This window comes from Streptomyces murinus, assembly GCF_002154555.1.
Classification (GTDB): Bacteria; Actinomycetota; Actinomycetes; order Streptomycetales; family Streptomycetaceae; genus Streptomyces; species Streptomyces murinus.
The window spans coordinates 11,559-28,176 of the sequence record NZ_MUNF01000020.1 but is presented as its reverse complement, the minus strand read 5'-3'; the positions used below and the strand labels follow the sequence as shown (position 1 = coordinate 28,176).

The following is a 16,618-nucleotide window of genomic DNA, read 5'->3' as shown; positions in this document are numbered from 1 at the left end:
TCCTCCGGAGCCGCGCGCGGCGACCGCCCCCGCGCCCCCAACCCGCCGGGCGGTGCGGCCCCTTGGGCTGCTGCTCTCCGTCGTGCTCCTGGCGCTGGTCGCCGTGGCGAGCATCGCGATCGGGGCGAAGGCGCTCACCCTGGCACAGGTCTGGCACGGCCTGTTCCACGACTCGGGCACCTACGGCGATGTCGTGGTGGGCGAGCGGCTCGCGCGTACCGTGCTCGGGCTGCTGGCCGGCGCCGCCCTCGGCCTGTCCGGCGCGGTGCTCCAGGCGCTCACCCGCAATCCGCTGGCCGACCCCGGACTGCTCGGCATCAACGCGGGCGCCTCGGCGGCCGTCGTCACCGCCATCTCCTTCTTCGGCGTCACCAGTCTGAGCGGCTATGTGTGGTTCGCCTTCCTCGGCGCCGCGGCGGTGGGGGCGCTGGTCTGGTTCCTGGGCGGCAGCCGGGGCGCCACCCCGGTCCGCCTCGCCCTCGCCGGTACGGCGATCAGCGCCGCCCTGTACGGCTATCTCCAAGCCGTGATGATCATGGACGACGCGGCGCTAGGCCGGATGCGCTTCTGGACTGTGGGCTCCCTGGCCTCCGCGAGCGAGACGACCATCGTGCAGGTGCTGCCGTTCCTCGCGGTGGGCAGCGTGCTCGCCCTCGGGCTGGCCCGGCCGCTGAACGCCGTGACCATGGGCGACGACACCGCCCGCGCCCTCGGCGCCCATCTGAACCGCACCCGCGCCCTGGCCATGCTGGCCGCCACCGTGCTGTGCGGCGCCGCGACCGCCGCCTGTGGCCCCATCGTCTTCGTCGGCCTGATGGTCCCGCACGCGGTGCGCTCCTTCACCGGCCCCGACCTGCGCTGGATCCTGCCGTACGCCGCCGTCCTGTCGCCCGTGCTGCTGCTCGGCGCCGATGTCATCGGCCGCGTCGTGGCCCGCCCCGCGGAGCTCCAGGTCGGCATCGTCACCGCGGTCATCGGCGGCCCGGTCTTCATCTTTCTGGTACGACGACGGAGGACGGCCCAGCTGTGAGGACACACCCCAGGAGCCGTGCCGTACGCGTCCCCGGCGGGTTGTCGGTGCGCCTGGACCCGCGTGCGCTGACCGTCGTCGTCCTGCTGCTGCTCGCCGCGCTCGCCGCCGGTGTCGCGCTGATCGGCACCGGCGACGCGCGGATCCCCGTGGCCGACGTGGTGCGGACGCTCGCCGGGAACGGCAACGCCTACCAGCACTTCATCGTCCATGAACTGCGCCTGCCCCGGGTCCTCGTCGGGCTGCTGGTCGGCGCCTCGCTCGGGCTCGGCGGCGCCCTGTTCCAGTCCGTCTCCCGCAATCCGCTGGGCAGCCCGGACGTGCTGGGTCTGTCGCAGGGGGCGACGGCGGGCGCGCTGGTGGTGATCGTGCTGATGTCCGGCAGCGCCGCCGAGGTCACCCTCGGCGCGCTGATCGGCGGCCTGGTCACCGGGCTCGCCATCTATCTGCTCGCCTGGAAGCAGGGGGTGCACGGATACCGGCTCGTCCTGGTCGGTATCGGCGTCAGCGCGGTCGTCACCGCCGTCAACGGCTATCTGCTCACCAAGGCCGACCTGGTCGACGCGGCCCGCGCGGTGGTCTGGATGACCGGCTCGCTCGACGGCCGCGACTGGGACCAGGTCTGGCCGCTGCTCGGGCTGTGCGCCGTGCTGCTGCCGCTGGTCCTCACCTACGGCCGGGGCCTGCGGATGCTGGAGATGGGCGACGACACCGCGGGCGCCCTCGGGGTGCCGGTGCAGCGGGTGCGGCTGATCCTCATGGTCAGCGCCGTGCTGCTCACCGCGGCGGCCACCGCCGCCGCCGGACCGGTCAGCTTCGTCGCCCTCACCGCCCCCCAGCTCGCCCGCCGCCTCACCCGCTCGCCGGGCCCCAACCTGGTGGCCTCCCTCTGCATGGGCGCCGCCCTCCTCGTCACCGCCGACTGGGCCTCGCAGCGCGTCTTCGGCGCGGGGCGGCTGCCCGTCGGCGTGGTCACCGGCGTCCTCGGCGGCGGCTATCTGCTGTGGCTGCTGGTCACCGAACGCCGGGCCGGCCGGATATGAGCGCCACCCATTTCCCTAGGAGCACTGTGAACCGCCTGTCCGCCGAGCACGTCACCCTCGCCTACGACCAGCGGGTCATCGCCGAGCAGTTGTCGGTGGAGATCCCCGACCACTCCTTCACGGTGATCGTCGGGCCGAACGCGTGCGGAAAGTCGACGCTGCTGCGGGCCCTGTCCCGGATGCTGAAGCCCAGCCAGGGCAAGGTCCTGCTCGACGGGCAGGCCATCGGGTCGCTGCCCGCCAAGCAGGTCGCCCGCACCCTCGGCCTGCTCCCGCAGTCGGCCGTCGCGCCGGAGGGCATCACCGTCGCCGACCTGGTCGGCCGGGGCCGCTATCCGCACCAGGGCCTGCTGCGCCAGTGGTCCACCGAGGACGAGCGAGTCGTCCAGGAGTCCATGCGGCAGACCGGGGTCGCGGAGCTGGCCGAGCGGTATGTCGACGAACTCTCCGGCGGGCAGCGGCAGCGGGTGTGGATCGCCATGGCGCTCGCCCAGCAGACCCCGCTGCTGCTCCTGGACGAGCCCACCACCTATCTCGACATCCAGCACCAGATCGACGTCCTCGACCTGTGCGCCGAACTGCACGAGACCCAGGGCCGCACCCTGGTCGCCGTCCTGCACGACCTCAACCACGCGGCCCGCTACGCCACCCATCTGATCGCCCTGCGCGGTGGTGAGGTGATCGCCGAGGGCGCGCCGAACGACATCGTCACGGCCGAGCTGGTGGAGCGGGTGTTCGGGCTGAAGTGCCAGGTCATCGAGGACCCGGAGACGGGGACCCCGCTGGTCGTGCCGGCCGCGCGCAAGGCACGGGCTCAGCGGGTCACGGCGGCTCACTCGGCCGGAGTCACAGCAGCTTCCTGAGCCGGAACAGATCCAGCAGGCTCGCCTCCAGCCGCACCCGGCCCCTGCCCCAGGCGGTCGCGAAGTGCAGCCCGCCGCCCACCAGGGCCAGCAGATCGTCACCGGCCATCGCCAGCCTGATCTGCGCCCGCTCCCGCGGGGGCCCGGGCAGGGTCTGGTCCACCTCCAGGCGGCCTCCGGTCATCCGGCCCGCGAAGGTGACGTCCAGGTCGGTGATGTGGCAGCTCACCGAGCGTTCGAGCGCGGCGGCGTCCCGCACGTCGCCCTCGGCGCCCCCCATGTTGTCCGAAAGCTTTCGCAGTGCGGTGCGGCACTCCTCGATCGTGGCCATCGCCACCGACGGTACCCCAGGGGTTCGAGGTAGCGTCTGGGCATGAGCGAGTCCGTGTCCGAGGCCGAGAGCGCCGGGAGCGCCGAGATCGCCGGGCGGGCCGAGTCCCCGGCCGAGTCCCACGCGCCGTCCGAACCCGCGTACGAACCCGCGGCCCCGGCCCCCCTGAACCTCCCGCGCACCCCCACCGGCGACGCCGAGGTGGACGCGCGGCTGGCGCGGCTGGCCGATGCCGACCACCTCGCCACCGACGGACATGTCGAGGTGTACGAGGATGTACACCGGGGGCTGCGCGACGCGCTGACCGCGCTCGACGGCCGCCCGGGACCTCCGGTCCCCTCACCGTCGTACGAACAAAGCAGGAGCTGAACCGAACGTGGCAGGAGTCGCACGCCGTCGTCTGGACGCGGAGCTGGTCCGCCGGAAGCTCGCGCGCTCGCGTGAGCACGCCAGCCAGCTGATCGCCGCCGGGCGGGTCACCATCGGCAAGACCATGGCGACCAAACCGGCCACGCAGGTGGAGACCGCCGCCGCGATCGTGGTCCAGTCCGACGACAGCGACCCCGACTACGTCTCCCGGGGCGGCCACAAGCTCGCCGGCGCGTTCGCGGCCTTCGTGCCGCTGGGCCTGGTGGTCGAGGGCCGGCGCGCGCTGGACGCCGGCGCGTCCACCGGCGGCTTCACCGATGTCCTGCTGCGCGCGGGCGCCGCCCATGTGGTGGCCGTGGACGTCGGCTACGGGCAGCTCGCCTGGTCGTTGCAGAGCGATGCCCGGGTCACCGTCAAGGACCGTACGAACGTACGGGAGTTGACGCTCGACGCGATCGACGGGGAACCTGTTGATCTCGTCGTGGGCGATCTGTCCTTCATCCCGCTCGGGCTGGTGCTGCCCGCCCTGAAGCGGTGTGTGAAGGAGGACGCCGACCTCGTGATGATGGTCAAACCGCAGTTCGAGGTGGGTAAGGAACGGCTCGGCAGCGGGGGTGTCGTACGGAATCCGCAGCTGCGGGCGGAGGCCGTGCGAGGGGTGGCCGAGAAGGCCTGGGAGCTGGGGCTCGGGGTGCGGGGGGTCACCGCGAGTCCGCTGCCGGGTCCCTCGGGCAATGTCGAGTACTTCCTGTGGCTGCGGTCCGGCGCCCCCCGCCTGGACCCGGCCGATGTCGACCGTGCAGTGGCGGAGGGGCCGCGTTGACACAGAATCTGGCGCGTACTGTTTTCCTGCTGGCCCACACCGGGCGGCCGGCGGCGATCCGCAGTGCGGAACTCGTCGTCAAGGGCCTGCTCAGACATGGCATCGGGGTGCGGGTGCTGGAGGAGGAGGCGCGCGACCTGCCGCTCCCCGACGAGGTGGAGCTGGTGGGCGAGGCGACCCCGGCGTGCCTCGACGGCTGCGAGCTGCTGATCGTGCTCGGCGGCGACGGGACGCTGCTGCGGGGCGCGGAGTTCGCCCGTGCCTCCGGGGTGCCGATGCTCGGCGTCAACCTGGGGCGCGTGGGATTCCTCGCGGAGGCGGAACGCGATGACCTCGATCGGGTGGTCGACCGGGTGGTGGCGCGCTCGTACGAGGTCGAGGAGCGGATGACCGTCGATGTGGTGGTGCACCGCAACGGGGACATCGTGCACACCGACTGGGCGCTCAACGAGGCGGCCGTGCAGAAGGCAGGCGCGGAGAAGCTGCTGGAGGTCGTCCTGGAGATCGACGGGCGGCCGGTGACCGGGTTCGGCTGCGACGGGGTGGTGCTGTCCACGCCGACCGGGTCGACGGCGTACGCGTTCTCCGCCGGGGGGCCGGTGGTGTGGCCCGAGGTGGAGGCGCTGCTGATGGTGCCGATCAGCGCGCACGCCCTGTTCGCGAAGCCGCTGGTGACCTCGCCGGACTCGGTGCTCGCGGTGGAGGTGCTGCCGCATGTCCCGCCGGGGGTGCTGTGGTGCGACGGGCGGCGGACGATCGAGCTGCCGCCGGGGGCGCGGGTGGAGGTGCGGCGGGGTGCGGTGCCGGTGCGGCTGGCCCGGCTGCACCATTCCTCGTTCACCGACAGGCTGGTGGCGAAGTTCGCCCTGCCGACGACGGGGTGGCGGGGCGCGCACTAGCTGCTCGGCGGGGTGACATAGGTGGGGCATGTGCGCTCGCCGCCCGAGACCTCGTATGGTCTGTTCCGTGTTGGAGGAGATGCGGATACGGTCGCTCGGGGTCATCGACGATGCCGTCGTCGAGTTGTCGCCGGGGTTCACCGCGGTCACCGGTGAGACGGGTGCGGGCAAGACCATGGTGGTCACCAGCCTGGGGTTGCTGCTCGGGGGGCGGGCCGACCCGGCGCTCGTGCGGATAGGGGCCCAGAAGGCGGTCGTGGAGGGGCGGATCTCCGTGCCCGCGGGCGCCACCGCCGTCGTACGCGCCGAGGAGGCCGGGGCCGAGCTGGACGACGGCGCCCTGCTGATCAGCCGTACCGTCTCCGCCGAAGGCCGCTCACGGGCCCATCTGGGCGGGCGCAGCGTGCCCGTGGGGCTGCTCGCCGAGCTGGCCGACGACCTGGTGGCCGTGCACGGGCAGACCGACCAGCAGGGGCTGCTGAAGCTGTCCCGGCAGCGCGGTGCCCTCGACCGGTACGCGGGCGACGCGGTCGCGGTGCCGCTCGCCAAGTACGGCGAGGCGTACCGCCGGCTGCGGGCCGTCGCCGCCGAGCTGGACGAGATCACCACACGGGCGCGGGAGCGGGCGCAGGAGGCCGACATGCTCCGCTACGGCCTCGACGAGATCGCCGCCGTGGAGCCGAGGCCCGGGGAGGACGCGGAGCTGGCCGAGGAGGCCGAGCGGCTCGGGCACGCGGAGGCGCTGTCGTCCGCCGCGACGGCCGCGCACGCCGCCCTCGCGGGCAACCCCGAGGACCCCGAGAGCATCGACGCCCAGGCCCTCGTCGCGGGCGCCCACCGGGCCCTGGAGGCCGTACGCGCCCATGACCCGGCGCTGGCCGCGCTCGCCGAGCGGATCGGCGAGGTCGGGATCCTGCTCGGCGATGTGGCCGGTGAGCTGGCCGGATACGCCGGTGACCTGGACGCCGATCCGCTGCGGCTCGCCGCGGTCGAGGAGCGCAGGGCCGCCCTGACCGCCCTGACCCGTAAGTACGGCGACGATGTGAACGCCGTGCTCGCGTGGGCCGAGCGCAGCGCCGCGCGGCTGACCGAGCTGGACGGCGACGACGAGCGGATCGGCGAACTGACCGCCGAGCGGGACGCGCTGAGCGCCGAACTGGGCGGACTGGCCCAGGCGTTGACCGAGGCCCGGACCGAGGCCGCCGAGCGGTTCGCCGCCGCGGTGACCGCCGAACTCGCCTCGCTGGCCATGCCGCACGCACGGGTCTCCTTCGACATCCGGCAGACCGAGGACCCCGAGGGCGTCGAGACCGGCGGGCGCACGGTCGCCTACGGCCCCTCGGGCGTGGACGAGGTCGAGCTGCTGCTCGCCCCGCACCCGGGCGCCCCGCCGCGGCCCATCGCCAAGGGCGCGTCCGGCGGTGAGCTGTCCCGGGTGATGCTCGCGGTGGAGGTCGTCTTCGCGGGCACCGACCCGGTCCCGACATATCTGTTCGACGAGGTCGACGCGGGCGTCGGCGGCAAGGCGGCGGTCGAGATCGGCCGGCGTCTGGCCAAGCTGGCCCGCAACGCCCAGGTCGTCGTCGTCACCCATCTGCCCCAGGTCGCCGCCTTCGCCGACCGGCAGCTGCTGGTCGAGAAGACCAACGACGGCTCCGTGACCCGCTCCGGCGTCAAGGTCCTGGAGGGCGAGGACCGCATCCGTGAACTCTCCCGCATGCTGGCGGGCCAGGAGGACTCGGAGGCGGCCCGCGCCCACGCGGAGGAACTGCTGGCGACGGCACGGGCGGATCAGTAGCCGGACCTAGGGTGTCGGAATGACCGGCACCCGAAAGTCCCGCTCCTTCCTGCTCGCCGCCGCGCTCACCCGAGTGGGCTTCGTGGCGCTGCGCGCCAACCCGCCAGGGAGGACCGCGCGTTGGGAGCGGACCAACTACGCGGGCCGGACCGTCGAGCTGCACGCCGGGCCCGCCGTGGCGGTCGGTACGGCGCTCGCCGCCGCCCGGGTGCACCCCGCGGCCGGGCTCGCCGTGCTGGCGGCCGGGGCGTGCGGCGCGTACGACGACGTGAGCGGCTACTTCTCCGGGGACACCCGGCGCGGCTTCAGGGCCCACCTCGGCGCCCTGCGCGACGGCGAAGTCACCAGCGGCGCCGTCAAGTTGGCCGGGATCTCTGCGGTTGCCCTGGTCGCGGGCGCGCTGCTGAAGGAGCGGCCACTGGACAAGTGCCTCGCCGGAGTCGTCATCGCGGGCGCCGCGCACGGCGTGAACCTGGTCGACGTACGACCGGGACGCGCGCTCGGCGCGGTGCTCGCGCTCGGCCTCCCGGGACTGCTGGGCAAGGGGCCCGGCGCGGAACTGGCGGCCGTCGCCGCGGGCGGTGCGGCGGCGGTGCTGCGCGAGGACGTCAGTGAGCGCACGATGCTCGGGGACACGGGGGCGCACGCCCTCGGCGCCGCGCTGGGGGCGGCCGTGGTGGCGGGCGGAGGGCGCACGGGACTGCTCGCGGGCGCCGTCGCGGTCGTGGCCGCCGCCGGGTACGGGGACCGGGTCACCCGGTGGGCGCGGGCGCTGTGACCGCCTGACCTCGGGGGACGCACGGAGGGTCCCGTCACCTCAACAATGGCCCCATTCACCCGTGTGGGTGATGTGCTCCGGCGCATTGCCCCGGCCCGCCGCCCCGTGCGCCCGCCCGGTATTGCCCCGACGGCCCTGCCTGCTGGCATGCTGGGCGGGGACAGCGACCGCGCGGGAGGCGCGCGGGGCACATCGCGCCGCCCCCGTGCGCCCGCTACTTTCTGTACGTTGCCTCGTGACCGCCCCACGCCGAACCAGGAGCCCGGCCTCGTGAGCCCCCTGAGCAGCAACGCACCGCACGGCCGGCCGCCGCTGCGCACCGTGCAGGTGCTGGGCGGGGGCAATGCCGGCGGGAGCGCGCATGTGCGCTCCCTGACCGCGGGTCTGGTCGCCCGGGGCGTGCGGGTCACGGTGTGCGCCCCCGTCGAGGCCGACCGTACCTATGACTTCGCCGGGACCGGCGCCGGCCACATCCATGTGCCGCGCAGCAGCGACCCCGCCTCGGTGTCCGCGCTCCGGGCGGCCTGCACGGACGCCGACGTGGTGCACGCGCACGGTCTGCACGCCTCCTTCCGTGCGGTGCTCGCACTCGGCGGGCGCACCACCCCGCTGGTCGTCACCTGGCACAACCGGACGTACGCCGAGGGCGCCCGGGCCCATCTGCTGCGCCTGCTGGAGCGGCGCGTGGCCCGGTCCGCGACCGTGGTCCTCGGCACCAGCCCGGACCTGGTCGACCGCGCCCGCAGGACCGGCGCCCGGGACGCCCGGCTCGCCGCCGTGACCCTGCCCGGCCGCACCCGCCCCGCGCCCACGCCCGACGACCCCGACCGGCTGCGGCCCAAGGCCCGTGCCGAACTCGGCGCCACCGGCCGCCCGTTGCTCCTCGCCGCCGGACCCCTCGACCGGCATCGCGGCCATGAGACCCTGCTGGACGCGGCCCGCGCCTGGCGGGACCTGGATCCCGCGCCGCTGGTCGTCATCGCGGGGGAGGGCCCGCTGCGGCCCCTGCTCCAGCGGCGCATCGAGTCCGAGCGGCTGCCGGTACGGCTGCTCGGCCACCGCGAGGACCTGCCCGAACTGCTCGCCGCCGCCGACCTGGCCCTGCTGACCAGCCGCTGGGAGTCCCGCTCCGCCCTCGCCCAGGAGGCCCTGTACACAGGCGTCCCGCTGGTCGCCACCCGGGCCGGCGGCATCCCCGATCTGGTGGGGGACGCCGCCGAACTCGTGCCGTACGGCGATCCGTCGGCCCTCGCCCTCGCCGTCGCACGGCTGCTCGCCGACCCGGCACGGCGCGAGCTGCTGCGCGAGAAGGGCGCGCGGCAGGCCGCCGGGTGGCCGAGCGAGGACGAGACGGTCGCCCAAGTCCTCAGCGTCTACGACGAGTTGACCCAGCCCCTCATTCTCTGAACGTTACGGCGCGTGGCGCCGGGCGCGCAGTGCGAGGCTCAACGCCAGGACGGTCTGCGGGTCGTCGAGGTCGGTGCCCAGCAACTCGCCGATGCGGGCGAGGCGGTTGTACAGCGTCTGCCGGTTCAGATGGAGTTCGCGGGCGGTCTCCGCCTTGCGGCCCGCGTGCGCGAGATACGTCTCCAGGGTGGGCAGCAGCGGCGGCTTGGACCGCCGGTCGTGGTCGCGCAGCGGGCCGATCGCCCGGTCCACGAAGGCCGCGAGATCCGGATGGTCGCGCAGCCGCCACAGCAGCAGGTCGATGTCGAGGCGGCGGGCGTCGTACCAGGGCCGGTCGGTCAGGCCCTGCGCGGCCGTCGCCGTCTCCGCCGCGTGCCGCAGCCCCGCCGAGGCCGCCGCCCAGCCGCCCGCCATGCCGACGACCACCACCGGCGGGGGAGTGCCGGGCCGCCGCATCCCGGCGCGCTCGACCCCGGCCCGCAGCGCCGCCGCCACCCGGTCCGCGACCGCCGCGCGCTCCGACTCCGAGCGCAGCCCGAGCAGCACCAGCACCCGGCCCTCCACCGGCCGTACGCCCAGCAGCACCGGCACGCCCACCGCGGCCAGCTCCTCGGAGACCGCGCGGGCGAGCACCGCCCAGCCGCCCCCGGCGGGGGAGAGGGGGTCGCCGACCCGCATCACCACCGGCAGCAGCGGGCTCCCGCCGGGCTTGAAGCCCAGCACCCGGGCCTGTGCGGGCGCGTCCTCCGCGGAGACCCGGCCCTCGGCGAGATCGGTGAGGAAGTCACCGCGCCCGCGCGCCGCCAGCTCCTCCTCCTGCCGGGCCTGCATCAGCACCACGGCGAGGATGCCGGCGGCCCGCTCCGCGGCGATCCGGTGCACCGGCGACAGCGGCGAGCGCACCGGCAGCAGCACAAGGCGGGCGCGCACGGAACCACCCGTACCGGGACCGCCGCCGGGGACGTCCACCAGCACCGAACCGGCGGGCGGCGGCGGCGCGTCCTTGTGCGGGCCGCGCAGGCCCTCCCACACCTGGAGCGGGTCCGCGCCCTCGGGCCCCTCGCCGGCCGCGTACAGCAGCCGGCCGTCGGCGGTCTCCAGGAACACCGGGTTGCCGCTGAACCCGGCCAGGATGCCCAGCACCTGCGGCACCCCGCCCCCGCCCAGCAGCGCCTCGGTGCAGCGCCGGTGCACCTCCTCGGCCCGCTGGAGCAGCGCGTAGTGGCCGTTGACGATCTCGGTGTGGATCTCCTCGGTGACCGCCACGAACGGCACCTCGCGATGCAGCTGCACCAGCGGCAGATTGGCCGCGCGCGCGGTGTCCACCAGCGCGGCCGGCAGCCGGCTGAAGCGCGGGCCCAGCTCCACCACCAGCGCCGCGATCCCGCGCTCGGCCAGCGTGCGCACGAACGCCCGCTGCTCGGCCGGCCGGGTGCCCAGGCCGTAGCCCGTGGTGAGCAGCAGCTCGCCGCCCTTGAGCAACGAGGCGATGTTCGGCACCTCGCCCGCGTGCACCCAGCGCACGGTACGGCTGAGCCGGTCCGCGCCCGCGATGATCTCCGGCAGCCCGCTGCGCAGTCCGGGCAGCTCCAGGGCCCGCTGAACGGTGATGCCCGCGCCGTGGGTGTCGGGTCTGCTGTCCGTACCGCTGTCCATGAAGCGGACGCTACCTGCGAAAACGTCTCAGGGACATCTCCGTGTGCGGGCGAGTGCTACACCGGCCTGATGTTGTGGTTGAACCGGAAGACGTTGTCGGGGTCGTAGCGCCGTTTCACCTTCTCCAGGCGCAGCGTGTTGCCCGCGCCCAGGCCCGCCCGGACCCGCTCGGGGCCCTCGTCGCCGATGAAGTTCAGATACACGTCACCGGTGCTCCAGGGCCGGACGGCCTCCCGCACCTCGCGCACCCAGCCGACGCACCGCTCGTCGTCCGCCGGGTCCGCCCAGCTGCCGGCCGGGTGCACGGCCCAGGGCGCGTCCCGGTACGGCACCGGGTAGGTGTGCGGACCGGATGCGAGCGCCCCGCCCTGGGGAAGCAGCGCGTGCCGGGTGAGGGTCGGGGCCGGCATGCCCTCGCCGAGGGCGCAGTAGGCGTCCACCGCGTCGTCCGGCAACGAGCCGAGGCACTCCGCCGACCAGTGGTTCCGCAGCCCGGCCGGGGTGTCCAGCAGGCGCTGGGCCTCGGCGTACGGCAGCGCGCCCAGGACCTGGGCCTCGTGCGGCGTCGCCAGCAGCGGTCCGGCGAGTCTCCGCAGCTCCTCCTCGCCGCCCGCGTAGGTCAGCAGGGCCAGGCACAGCCGTCGGCCCACCAGAGGCGGCGGTACGAAGTCCGCGGGAGGGCCGGTGAGGTACAGCACCGCCCCGCCGAGCGCGTCCGGTCCGGTGCGCAGGACCTCCCGGAAGGCGCGCACCACCGGGGGGCCGTACTCCGGCAGGAAGAGCAGCGACGCCACGCAGAACAGCGGGAGTTCGTGCAGTTCCAGGGTGAGCGCGGTGGCGACGCCGAAGTTGCCGCCCCCGCCGTGCAGCGCCCAGAACAGCTCCGGGTTCTCATCGGCGCTCGCGTGCGTCCGCTCGGCGTCCGCGGTCACCAGCTCCACCCCGAGGAAGTTGTCCACGGCCGGCCCGAACGCGCGGTCCAGCCAGCCGGTGCCACCGCCGAGGACGTACCCGCCGACCCCCGTGGTGGAGTCCCGGGCCCCGGTCGTCGCCAGCGCGTACGGCTGGGTCGCCCGGTCCAGCTCGCTCATCGTGGCCCCGCCCTCCACGCGCACCGCCTGCGCCACCGGGTCGACCGTGACCCCGCGCATCCGGCGCAGATCCACCACGAGCGCGCCGTCCCCGAGCGCGGCGCCCGCCACACCGTGCCCGCCGCCGCGCACCGCGACCGGCAGATCCAGCTCCCTTGCGAAGCGCACCGCGCGGACGGCGTCGGCGGCGCCCGCGCACCGCGCGATCACGGCCGGGCGCCGGTCGATCATCGCGTTGAAGACGGCACGGGCGGCGTCGTAGCCGGGGTCCTCCGGGGCGAGGACGTCGCCGGCGAGATCCGCACGGAGAGCGGCGAGGGCGGCACGGGCCTTGGAACGGGGCGCCATGGCAGGCCCCCTTCCGGGAAGGGGGATTCATGCGCTTCCAGCCTAGGGCGGCTAACCCCCGTACGCCCCCGACGCCGTCAGCCGCAGTGCCGTGTCGATCAGCGGCACATGGCTGAACGCCTGCGGGAAGTTGCCCACCTGGCGTTGCAGCCGCGGGTCCCACTCCTCGGCGAGCAGCCCGAGGTCGTTGCGCAGCGCGAGCAGCTTCTCGAACAGCTTGCGGGCCTCGTCGACGCGGCCGATCATCGCGAGGTCGTCGGCCATCCAGAACGAGCAGGCGAGGAACGCGCCCTCGTCGCCCGGCAGACCGTCCACACCCTCGGACTGGCCCTCGGTGGGGTAGCGCAGGATGAAGCCGTCGGAGGTGGACAGCTCGCGCTGGATCGCCTCGATGGTGCCGATCACACGCTTGTCGTCCGGCGGCAGGAAGCCCATCTGCGGGATCAGCAGCAGGGAGGCGTCCAGCTCCTGGGAGCCGTAGGACTGGGTGAAGGTGTTGCGCTCCTTGTCGTAGCCCCTCTCGCACACGTCCCGGTGGATGTCGTCGCGCAGTTCGCGCCAGCGCTCCAGCGGGCCGTCCGCGTCACCGGACTCGATCAGCTTGATGGTGCGGTCCACCGCGACCCAGGCCATCACCTTGGAGTGCACGAAGTGCCGGCGCGGGCCGCGCACCTCCCAGATGCCCTCGTCCGGCTCCTGCCAGTGGTCCTCCAGGTAGCGGATCAGCTTCAGCTGGAGCAGGGACGCGTAGTCGTTGCGGGCGAGGCCGGTCATATGGGCCAGGTGCAGGGCCTCGGTGACCTCGCCGTACACATCCAGCTGGAGCTGGTGGGCCGCGCCGTTGCCGACCCGGACCGGGGCCGAGTCCTCGTAGCCGGGCAGCCAGTCCAGCTCGGCCTCGCCCAGCTCGCGCTCGCCCGCGATGCCGTACATGATCTGGAGGTTCTCCGGGTCGCCCGCGACCGCGCGCAGCAGCCACTCGCGCCAGGCGCGGGCCTCCTCGCGATAGCCGGTGCGCAGCAGCGAGGACAGGGTGATCGCGGCATCGCGCAGCCAGGTGTAGCGGTAGTCCCAGTTGCGCACGCCCCCGATGTCCTCGGGCAGCGAGGTGGTGGGGGCCGCGACGATGCCGCCGGTGGGCGCGTACGTCAGCGCCTTCAGGGTGATCAGCGAGCGGACCACGGCCTCGCGGTACGGCCCGTGGTACGTGCACTGCTCGACCCACTCGCGCCAGAAGCTCTCCGTCGCCTCCAGCGACTGCTCGGGCTCCGGCAGGGCGGGCGGCCGCTTGTGCGAGGGCTCCCAGGAGATCGTGAACGCGATCCGGTCACCCGGGGCGACCGTGAAGTCGGCGTACGTCGTCAGGGACTTCCCGTAGGTCTCGACCTCGGTGTCGAACCACACCGAGTCGGGCCCGGCGACGGCGACCGTGCGGCCCTCGTGCTTGTGCACCCAGGGCACGACCCGGCCGTAGGAGAAACGCATCCGCAGCGCCGAGCGCATCGGCACCCGGCCGGTGACGCCCTCCACGATCCGGATCAGCTGGGGCGCGCCGTCACGCGGGGGCATGAAATCGGTCACGCGGACCGTGCCGCGCGGGGTGTCCCACTCCGATTCCAGGATCAGCGAGTCGCCCCGGTAGCCCCGGCGGGCCGCCGTGGGCGGCTGGGCGTCGGCCGCGTGCGCCGGACCGAGCCGCCAGAAGCCGTGCTCCTCGGTGCCCAGCAGGCCGGCGAAGATGGCATGCGAGTCGAAGCGGGGCAGGCACAGCCAGTCCACCGTGCCGTCCCGGCAGACCAGTGCGGCGGTCTGCATGTCTCCGATGAGTGCGTAGTCTTCGATGCGCCCGGCCACGTGCAACTCCAGTCGAACGGCCACGTCACACCCCCGCGCGAGGGGGCTGTCGCTAGTGCGGTCAAGGGTTCGTTGTTGTGCGTCGTTGAGCGGTGAAGCAAAGCAGCCCGCCGAGCCCTGAGGCAAAACGACAGTCTTTGCTCAACGAACTGCCGCGCTCTCGTTGTTCCGGGGGATCCAGGCGGGGGTGTGCCGTCGTCCGGCCGGGCCCGGCAGGGAATGTCCGAGCAGGATACGACGCACCCACAGGATCCGCGTGCCGCTCCGGGCAACCCGTGTGAGCCGAACGAGTGACCCCCCGGTGATGATCGTGTGTGCCCACCGGGACTGTGCTCATGCCCCGGACGCCTGGGGGAGCTGTGGCGTCGTACCTCCCCGGTACGGCCCGGTGCGGGCTCCACCGTGCGCACCCCCGTGCGGAAGGTGGCCGAAAGTCGACGCATCCGTGTACGGAGCGTGGCCGGAAGCCATCGCCTCCGGGCGCTGATACCCTGGTAGCCCGTGGACCGGTGGGCCCAAAACCCCCGAACCGCAGCGACGGCACCCTCGGAGCGATCCGGGACGTACAGCCGCACCGCACGACAGCCAGCGACCACGGGAGCCCCCTCTTGGCCATGCCGCCCAAATCCACGACGACCAAGCACATCTTCGTCACCGGGGGTGTCGCCTCCTCGCTCGGCAAGGGCCTCACCGCCTCCAGCCTGGGCATGCTGCTCAAGGCCCGCGGACTGCGCGTCGTGATGCAGAAGCTCGACCCGTACCTGAACGTCGACCCGGGCACGATGAACCCCTTCCAGCACGGTGAGGTGTTCGTCACCAACGACGGCGCCGAGACCGACCTGGACATCGGCCACTACGAGCGCTTCCTCGACCGCGACCTCGACGGCTCGGCCAACGTCACCACCGGCCAGGTCTACTCGACGGTGATCGCCAAGGAGCGCCGCGGCGAGTACCTCGGCGACACCGTGCAGGTCATTCCGCACATCACCAACGAGATCAAGCACCGCATCCGGCGCATGGCCACCGACGAGGTGGACGTCGTCATCACCGAGGTCGGCGGCACCGTCGGCGACATCGAGTCGCTGCCGTTCCTGGAGACCGTCCGCCAGGTCCGCCACGAGGTGGGCCGGGACAACGTCTTCGTGGTGCACATCTCCCTGCTGCCCTACATCGGCCCCTCCGGCGAGCTGAAGACCAAGCCGACCCAGCACTCGGTCGCCGCCCTGCGCAACATCGGTATCCAGCCGGACGCCATCGTGCTGCGCTGCGACCGCGAGGTCCCCACCGCCATCAAGCGCAAGATCTCGCTGATGTGCGACGTCGACGAGGCCGCGGTCGTCGCCTGCCCGGACGCCCGTTCGATCTACGACATCCCGAAGGTCGTGCACACCGAGGGCCTGGACGCCTACGTGGTGCGCAAGCTGGACCTGCCCTTCCGTGACGTGGACTGGACGACCTGGGACGATCTGCTGGACCGCGTCCACAACCCCGACCACGAGGTCACCCTCGCCCTGGTCGGCAAGTACATCGACCTGCCCGACGCCTATCTGTCGGTCACCGAGGCGCTGCGCGCCGGCGGCTTCGCCAACCGCGCCCGCGTCAAGATCAAGTGGGTCACCTCCGACGACTGCAAGACCCCGGCCGGCGCCAAGGCGCAGCTCGCCGGCGTCGACGGCATCTGCATCCCGGGCGGCTTCGGCGACCGCGGTGTGCTCGGCAAGGTTGGCGCCATCCGCTACGCCCGCGAGAACAAGATCCCGCTGCTCGGCCTCTGCCTCGGCCTGCAGTGCATCGTGATCGAGGCCGCGCGCAACCTGGCCGAGATCGCCGACGCCAACTCCACCGAGTTCGACCCGGCCACCGCCCACCCGGTCATCTCCACCATGGCCGAGCAGCTGGACATCGTGGCCGGCGAGGGCGACATGGGCGGCACCATGCGTCTGGGCATGTACCCGGCCAAGCTGGCCGAGGGCTCCATCGTGCGCGAGGTGTACGAGGGCAAGGAGTACGTCGAGGAGCGCCACCGCCACCGCTACGAGGTGAACAACGCCTACCGCGCGGAGCTGGAGAAGAAGGCGGGCATCCTGTTCTCCGGCACCTCCCCGGACGGCAAGCTCGTGGAGTACGTCGAGTACCCGCGTGAGGTGCACCCCTACCTGGTCGCCACCCAGGCGCACCCGGAGCTGCGCTCCCGTCCGACCCGCCCGCACCCGCTCTTCGCCGGTCTGGTGAAGGCGGCCGTCGAGCGGAAGATCGCCGAGTAACCCAGGCGCTGTACGGTGGCCGGGGCGCGCGCATCCGAACGGAGCGCGCCCCGGCCATCTGCGC

General features: G+C 73.5%; 14 protein-coding genes. 10 read left to right on the top strand and 4 right to left on the bottom strand.

The features are described from left to right. The 3 genes from CCN72_RS01955 to CCN72_RS01945 all read left to right on the top strand — a co-directional run. Nucleotides 1-1,030 (top strand): FecCD family ABC transporter permease (locus tag CCN72_RS01955; protein WP_086806064.1); only part of this gene is annotated, 1,030 nt, incomplete at its 5' end. Next, nucleotides 1,027-2,073 carry a FecCD family ABC transporter permease gene (locus CCN72_RS01950; protein ID WP_086806061.1) on the top strand — a complete coding sequence of 349 codons (1,047 nt, stop codon included), beginning with the start codon at nt 1,027-1,029 and terminating at the stop codon, nt 2,071-2,073. The genes CCN72_RS01955 and CCN72_RS01950, both read left to right, overlap by 4 nt. After that, nucleotides 2,070-2,936, top strand: a complete 867-nt coding sequence (locus tag CCN72_RS01945; RefSeq protein ID WP_202442045.1) for an ABC transporter ATP-binding protein — start codon at nt 2,070-2,072, stop codon at nt 2,934-2,936. The genes CCN72_RS01950 and CCN72_RS01945 overlap by 4 nt, the downstream gene beginning before the upstream one ends. Here the strand turns inward: CCN72_RS01945 and CCN72_RS01940 are convergent. Next, nucleotides 2,920-3,267 carry a sterol-binding protein gene (locus tag CCN72_RS01940; RefSeq protein ID WP_085564073.1) on the bottom strand — a complete coding sequence of 116 codons (348 nt, stop codon included), beginning with the start codon at nt 3,265-3,267 and terminating at the stop codon, nt 2,920-2,922. The two genes, CCN72_RS01945 and CCN72_RS01940, sit on opposite strands and share 17 nt — an antisense overlap. Nucleotides 3,268-3,309: 42 nt before the next feature. On the opposite strand from CCN72_RS01940, the gene CCN72_RS01935 reads away from it, so the two are divergent. The 6 genes from CCN72_RS01935 (at nt 3,310) to CCN72_RS01910 (ending at nt 9,341) form a co-directional block, all read left to right on the top strand. After that, on the top strand, nt 3,310-3,636 hold the full coding sequence (locus tag CCN72_RS01935) for a hypothetical protein (protein ID WP_167408630.1): 327 nt from the start codon (nt 3,310-3,312) through the stop codon (nt 3,634-3,636). A gap of 7 nt (nt 3,637-3,643) precedes the next feature. Next, nucleotides 3,644-4,459: a TlyA family RNA methyltransferase gene (locus tag CCN72_RS01930; protein ID WP_086806059.1), complete on the top strand. Its 816-nt coding sequence runs from the start codon at nt 3,644-3,646 to the stop codon at nt 4,457-4,459. Continuing rightward, nucleotides 4,456-5,358 carry an NAD kinase gene (locus tag CCN72_RS01925; protein ID WP_086806058.1) on the top strand — a complete coding sequence of 301 codons (903 nt, stop codon included), beginning with the start codon at nt 4,456-4,458 and terminating at the stop codon, nt 5,356-5,358. Before CCN72_RS01930 ends, CCN72_RS01925 begins: the two co-directional genes overlap by 4 nt. Before the next feature lie 55 nt (nt 5,359-5,413). Beyond that, entirely contained in the window at nt 5,414-7,156 is a 1,743-nt protein-coding gene (recN, locus tag CCN72_RS01920; RefSeq protein WP_086806057.1) for a DNA repair protein RecN, read from the top strand. Between the two features lie 19 nt (nt 7,157-7,175). Further along, nucleotides 7,176-7,934 (top strand): hypothetical protein, encoded by a 759-nt coding sequence (locus CCN72_RS01915; protein ID WP_086806056.1) that lies wholly within the window; start codon nt 7,176-7,178, stop codon nt 7,932-7,934. Between the two features lie 270 nt (nt 7,935-8,204). Next, entirely contained in the window at nt 8,205-9,341 is a 1,137-nt protein-coding gene (locus CCN72_RS01910) for a glycosyltransferase family 4 protein (protein ID WP_086806055.1), read from the top strand. A 3-nt stretch (nt 9,342-9,344) separates the two neighbouring features. Here the strand turns inward: CCN72_RS01910 and CCN72_RS01905 are convergent, their stop codons facing one another. The 3 genes from CCN72_RS01905 to CCN72_RS01895 are packed head-to-tail and all read right to left on the bottom strand — an operon-like array spanning nt 9,345 to nt 14,290. Continuing rightward, nucleotides 9,345-10,997 carry a PucR family transcriptional regulator gene (locus CCN72_RS01905; protein WP_085564067.1) on the bottom strand — a complete coding sequence of 551 codons (1,653 nt, stop codon included), beginning with the start codon at nt 10,995-10,997 and terminating at the stop codon, nt 9,345-9,347. A gap of 56 nt (nt 10,998-11,053) precedes the next feature. Then, the gene (locus CCN72_RS01900; RefSeq protein ID WP_086806054.1) at nt 11,054-12,436 is read right to left on the bottom strand and encodes an FAD-binding oxidoreductase; all 1,383 of its coding nucleotides are present in this window, start codon (nt 12,434-12,436) and stop codon (nt 11,054-11,056) included. A gap of 51 nt (nt 12,437-12,487) precedes the next feature. Then, nucleotides 12,488-14,290, bottom strand: coding sequence for a glycoside hydrolase family 15 protein (locus tag CCN72_RS01895; RefSeq protein WP_086806053.1), 1,803 nt, complete (start codon nt 14,288-14,290; stop codon nt 12,488-12,490). 614 nt (nt 14,291-14,904) lie between these two features. Here CCN72_RS01895 and CCN72_RS01890 point away from each other — a divergent pair. Further along, the gene (locus CCN72_RS01890) at nt 14,905-16,554 is read left to right on the top strand and encodes a CTP synthase (RefSeq protein ID WP_085564064.1); all 1,650 of its coding nucleotides are present in this window, start codon (nt 14,905-14,907) and stop codon (nt 16,552-16,554) included. Nucleotides 16,555-16,618: the final 64 nt, after the last annotated feature.